Source organism: Variovorax sp. P4_D9 (assembly GCF_056401695.1).
On record NZ_JBFUIU010001199.1, the window covers coordinates 1 to 2,094 of the forward strand.

At 68.8% G+C, this 2,094-nt stretch carries 3 protein-coding genes; 2 read left to right on the forward strand and 1 reads right to left on the reverse strand.

Annotated features, from left to right (window positions below; genetic code table 11):
- Nucleotides 1-528: response regulator transcription factor (locus tag AC1DY5_RS52935; protein ID WP_478122234.1), on the reverse strand; the 528-nt coding region annotated here is incomplete at its 3' end.
- 112 nt (nt 529-640) lie between these two features.
- On the opposite strand from AC1DY5_RS52935, the gene AC1DY5_RS52940 reads away from it, so the two are divergent.
- Together AC1DY5_RS52940 and AC1DY5_RS52945 are read left to right on the forward strand one after the other, a co-directional pair.
- A complete protein-coding gene (locus AC1DY5_RS52940) occupies nt 641-1,600 on the forward strand; it encodes a Bug family tripartite tricarboxylate transporter substrate binding protein (RefSeq protein WP_478122235.1) in 960 nt (319 codons plus the stop codon).
- A gap of 134 nt (nt 1,601-1,734) precedes the next feature.
- Nucleotides 1,735-2,094: tripartite tricarboxylate transporter TctB family protein (locus AC1DY5_RS52945; RefSeq protein ID WP_478122236.1), on the forward strand; the 360-nt coding region annotated here is incomplete at its 3' end.

Sequence of the window (2,094 nt, forward strand, 5' to 3'; positions counted from 1 at the left end):
CTCCTTGCTGACCGCGTGGCCGGGCTTGACCATCAGCGCCTTCAGCAGGGCCAGTTCGCGCGGCGTCAGTTCGAGCACCTCGGCGCGGTGGTAGATCGCGCCGCTGTCGGGGTCGTAGCGCAGGCCGCCGACCTCCGGCAGGCGCGCCGGGACATCGGCGCCGGCGCCCTGGTGGCGCCGCTTGAGTGCCCGGATGCGGGCCTCGAGTTCGTCCAGGTCGAACGGCTTGGGCAGGTAGTCGTCCGCGCCTGCGTTGAGGCCGACGATGCGATCGCCGACGGTGCCGCGGGCGGTCAGCAGCAGTACCGGCGTGCGCAGCCCGGCCGCGCGGGCCTGGGCCAGCACCTGCAGGCCGTCGAGCCCGGGGAGGCTGAGGTCGAGGGCTACCACGTCGGGCTCCAGCGCCTGCCACTGCGCCAGCGCCTGGGCGCCGTCGCCGCAGATGCGGACGTCGATCTGGCGGCGCCCCAGCGTTCGCTGCAGAGTCGTCTGCATCGACGGGTCGTCTTCGACTAGCAGCAGCTTCATGACGTGATTTTCGGTGTTTACCCCAAGGCAGTGGACAGCCAACTGACAGCGGCGCGGCGCATCATAGCGGCGTCAGCTTCCACTCAGCTTGCCAAATCCAAAGGAGACATGCATGCGTCGCGATACCTTTTTGAAGTCACTGGCCGCCCTGGCCGCCACCGGATCCCTGCCGTTGTCGGCCTGGGCCGCCCCCAATGTCAAGATGATGATCCCCGCCAACCCGGGCGGCGGCTGGGACACCACCGGGCGGGCGCTGGGCAAGGCGCTGACCGATGCCAAGCTGGCCGACACCGTGACCTTCGACAACAAGGGCGGCGCGGCCGGCGCGCTGGGCCTGGCGCAGTTCGTCAACGGTTCCAAGGGCGACCCGAACGCCATGATGATCATGGGCGCCGTGATGCTCGGTGGCATCATCACCGGCAAGCCGCCGGTGAGCCTGTCGCAGGCCACGCCGATCGCGCGCATCACGAGCGAATACAACGTCTTCGTGCTGCCGGCCAGTTCGCCGCTGAAGTCCATGAAGGACGTGGTCGAGCAACTCAAGAAGGACCCGGGCAGCGTCAAGTGGGGCGGCGGCTCGCGCGGCTCCACCGAGCACATCGCGGCGGCCATGATCGCGCAGAAGGTCGGCGTCGACCCGTCGAAGATCAACTACGTCGCCTTCCGGGGCGGCGGCGAGGCCACGGCGGCGATCCTGGGCGGCAACGTCACGGTGKGCGGCAGCGGCTTCAGCGAATTCGCCGAGTACATCAACGCCGGCAAGATGAAGGCCATCGCGGTCACCTCGGCGCAGCGGCTGCCGGGCGTCAACGTGCCGACGCTCAAGGAGCAGGGCATCGATGTCGAGATCGGCAACTGGCGCGGCGTCTACGGTGCGCCCGGCATCACGCCCGAGCAGCGCAAGGCGCTGACCGACATAGTGCTGGCGGCGCTCAAGACGCCCTCGTGGGGCGAAGCCCTGAAGAAGAACGACTGGACGCCCGCGGTGCTGTCCGGCGAGGCCTTCGCCAAGTTCGTCGATGACGAGTTTGCGAGCCTGCGCGCGACCATGGTCAAGTCCGGCATGGTGTGATTGGCTGGCCCCCACGCTCCGTCACTTCGTGTACTCGCTGCCCCCCGAGGGGGCCGCGGCCGCCTTGGGGCGGCCCGGCGCCGGCCTGATGTGCCGGAAGCGAAATCCTTCCTCCCTCGCCGAGGTCAAGAACAATGTCCAACAACGACTCACTTTCATTCCTGCCACCCCCAATCTGGCCCCAGACCCTGGTCGGCCTCGGCGTGCTCGTCACCGGGCTGGCACTGGCCTTCGGCGCCATCGACATCTCCTCCGAGGCCGGCTACGGCGGCGTCGGGCCCAACTTCCTGCCCTGGCTGGTGTCGGTCGCGCTCACCGTCTGCGGGGCCTGGATCCTCTGGGAATCGCGCACCGGCGGCTTTCGCGACATGGAAGAGCCCTCGGGCGCCAGCCAGCCGTACTGGGCCGGCTTCGTCTGGGTGTCGGCCGGGCTCCTGCTGAACGCGGCGCTGATCACCAGCATCGGCTTCATCCTGAGCTGCACGCTATGCTAC